General features: G+C 39.5%; 2 protein-coding genes and 2 pseudogenes. 2 read left to right on the top strand and 2 right to left on the bottom strand.

Annotated elements, in window-relative coordinates:
* Positions 1–1,008 precede the first annotated feature (1,008 nt).
* Positions 1,009–1,749, bottom strand: a complete 741-nt coding sequence (locus K7397_RS21060) for an ABC transporter permease (RefSeq protein WP_223070537.1) — start codon at positions 1,747–1,749, stop codon at positions 1,009–1,011.
* Position 1,750: 1 nt separating this feature from the next.
* On the bottom strand, positions 1,751–2,701 hold the full coding sequence (locus K7397_RS21055) for an ABC transporter ATP-binding protein (RefSeq protein WP_223070536.1): 951 nt from the start codon (positions 2,699–2,701) through the stop codon (positions 1,751–1,753).
* Positions 2,702–2,832: 131 nt separating this feature from the next.
* On the opposite strand from K7397_RS21055, the pseudogene K7397_RS21050 reads away from it, so the two are divergent.
* Positions 2,833–3,042, top strand: a pseudogene (locus K7397_RS21050) (IS256 family transposase); the annotation flags it as partial.
* A gap of 224 nt (positions 3,043–3,266) precedes the next feature.
* Positions 3,267–3,409: pseudogene (locus K7397_RS22275) on the top strand (transposase); the annotation flags it as partial.

Genomic DNA, 3,409 nt, shown 5'->3' with positions numbered 1-3,409 from the left:
GATACTTTCGTCGACGCGCTTCTACGTACAGATTTCGCCATACGCAGGCATCCCAGCTACGCGGGGGCTTGGCCCCTCCCGCGACCGGACTTTCACCGGCAAGAAGATGCGTGCTTCTGGGCACGCGAAAATAAAAAAGCCATCCATATGGACAGCTCATTTACATAATTTTCGAAAGCAGAAGTTACATTAGGGTTGTTTATTTTTCAATAGCACGTTTCAAAGTCTCTGATTCTTTCTCTGATAGTTTTACGTATTTGGGGTCACCATATCATTTCGGGAAAATTGTACGTTTAGACACAATTTGGACAGATTTTAACTAATTCTCTGTACTTTTAGACATAATTTTATGTTTTGTACAGAAATTCTATTTTTTTGCTTCATAAGAATGAAAATGTATCTAAAATTAAGCCATTTTCAAATAAAAAGTACATTTTTATCATTTCTAATGTCCGCTAATGCTTGTTGCGTTATCCTGTTCTATTGCTACACAAGGGCTTGGTTCATCTATCGATTGAAAATGTAAGAAAATTCCTTAACGTATAATTTTCTTTTTTCAGTCGTGTGACTCCAAATAGCCCAAATCTCGAATACACAAATCATCTTCTTTTACAGTTGATGCACATGAGTCTGCTTGCCTGGATCTGCCTCAAAACGAACGGCACCCTGTGGCGATGGCACATACGTCGTCTATGTTTAAAGTAAGCTTCAAATTCTAGTTTACGAGCATGTAGGCACGGAAGGCAGATGCTGATTTTATTGTTTCTTTCCGAAAAATATAAAATGTTAGACTGACTTTAATGTAAAACCAGCGGTAGTCTTTGACATAAAAAATAAAGTCCTAGACTGCTGCTGGTTTATTGGACTAGCGTAATCAATTGTCACTTATCATTATTGGCTACTTTCAGTTCCACATTCATTATTTTGTCTTCCATACCGTCATCCCGAGTATCGGCATAAGCGACATAACTGTATCCTAATTTGCTCATTCTTAGCTCGGTGTTATGTTTAGTCTGCTCCTCTCTCTTTGACGAACAACCATAATCCAATTGCAAAGAAAAACAAAATATAGGCGATATCTATCGCTAACGACATAGGTAAGCCAACTAATTCCGATTTATATTGTGACGTGCTCCAATAAACACTTAAATCATCATGATGAATGAATAGAATGTGTGTCCATGATGTAGATAAGAGACTACCTCCAAATATCATTTGTAAAAAGTATAGCACTAAGCTACTGCCTACTGCGATAGCAGCTGATCTCGTCAACACGCCAATCAAGGATGCTAGACTTGCATATAGGCAACATTGCAATACGATTGCTCCGATAGAGTATATAACATCCGTCATGTCGCCCCATTGTATGTTTTTTGGAGCCATCAGAAGATTCACTAACAAAGAAACAATGAATATATTAACAACACCCGTAATGATGAGCAAAATCATCGCAGCAATTTTTGCAACATACAACCTTGAGCGCGAGGACGTATGCAGAAACAGTTGTTTCAGAGTACCATATTGATACTCATCCGTCCAAATAAGAGGTGACAAAACAATCGCCCAAGGTAGAATAACAAGCATTCCCGATAGGCCAAGCAAAGCATTTACCATTTGAGCCACCGTATCATCAGCCTTGAGATTACTGGTGTATGCCCAAGAGAACAGTACCGTCATCACAATAAAACCAATGTGTGAAAGAATAAAGATTCTTTTATTCACTATCTTCAAACATTCATTCCATAACAACTTAACTCACCTCACCGCGCGCAGTTGTCCATTTTAAAAACTTATCCTCTAAACTCGTATGTGCCGACAACACCCGATGAACTTCCACCCCGGCATCACACAATGATCGAATCAGCTTTGGAACTTGACCTTCATCAATAGCTACTGTCATAGTATGCAAACCGTTAGATAATTTCTCTGTCTGCATATAACCCAACGCATGATGATCATCCCCAAACAAGTTAATCAAAACTTCGCTTGTAAGCTCAATATTATCAATGTGAAGAGTAATACAGAATTCTCCATCATTTAACCCATCATCAATCCGCTGCTCTGTCACTAAGCAGCCATTCTGCATAATAACCACTCGGCGTGCCATCTGCTCAATCTCAGACAGTTGATGACTGGAGATCACAATTGCTACGCCCAAATCTGCTGCAATTCTATTTAAATAGTTCCGGGTTTCACGGACACCAGCAGGATCAAGTGCATTCATCGGCTCATCTAACACAAGCAACTTTGGCTTTTGCAGTAGTGCTTGTGCAATTCCCAAGCGTTGTTTCATTCCCATGGAGTACGTGCCTACTCGCTGCTTAAGCGCATGTTCTATCCCGGTCAGACTGGCTACCTTCAGCAACCAATCCTTGCTCGCATTTTTGTGCAAACGCTGATATTGACGTAAATTTTCGTACCCACTCAAATAAGGATAGAAAGCAGGCGCTTCAATCACTGCCCCTACATTGAAGAGTGCTTTAGAAAACTGACTCTTAATACTGTAACCTGCAATATGCACGTCCCCGGCACTTATTGTGCTTAGACCAACTATCATCTTCATCGTGGTTGTCTTGCCCGCTCCGTTCGCACCAAGTAGTCCAATAATCTCTCCCTCTACCACATCGAACGATATGTCTTGCACAATCAACTTGCCCTTGATTTCTTTCGTTAGGTGTTGCACCGATAATACCGTTTTCAATTGTCCCACTCCTTACAATTAGTTCCCAATGTAATCTCAAGTTGATCCATATATTGTTAGTTTAGCTATTATGTTTTAAAGAAGACATGTATTATTCTTACATTTGCCTTACAATGTTGTAAGGTGTAATGGCCGTAGAAAGTATCCATTCTAGTTTTCGGAAGGTGACGAAAAAAGGAGCATTCCCAAATGAAAATGCCCTGTTTAAACTACTCTATTTACGCAGTCAAGAATTAGAAAAGAAATGGGGTGGTGGGTTTATTCAAAACTGGTCCATGGTAATGAACCAACTTTTAGTTCATGAACATCTAAAAAATCGAGTCCTAAAATACCTTGAGTAATGTAGGACTTACACACTTTATTTGACAAGCCCAATATATTCTAGTTATTTAGCTTTGGAGGTCTGACAATGAATTTTATTAGTTATTATTTAAATTCGAGCATTTTGCAGTAATATAAGCCCTTGAGCCACAAGGATTTTCAGGCATAAAAAAAGGGACTTCACCCCAATTTGGCGAAGTTTTTCGGTGACCAAACCAAAAACCCCAGAATGGAGGAAGTCACCTTGTATATTCTACAAAAAAGCCTATTTTCCTTTGATGAACTGCAAAAACTTGAATCCAAAGAGCGATTGCCTATCTTCTTCAGCGCTCTTGACTTAAGACCTTATGCCAAGGAATTGAGAAACAATTCACCCCGAGGTGCCGA

Origin of the sequence: Paenibacillus caui, from assembly GCF_019904135.1 — a bacterium.
GTDB classification, from domain to species: Bacteria; Bacillota; Bacilli; order Paenibacillales; family Paenibacillaceae; genus Fontibacillus; species Fontibacillus caui.
This window is presented reverse-complemented; position numbering and strand designations above follow the sequence as displayed.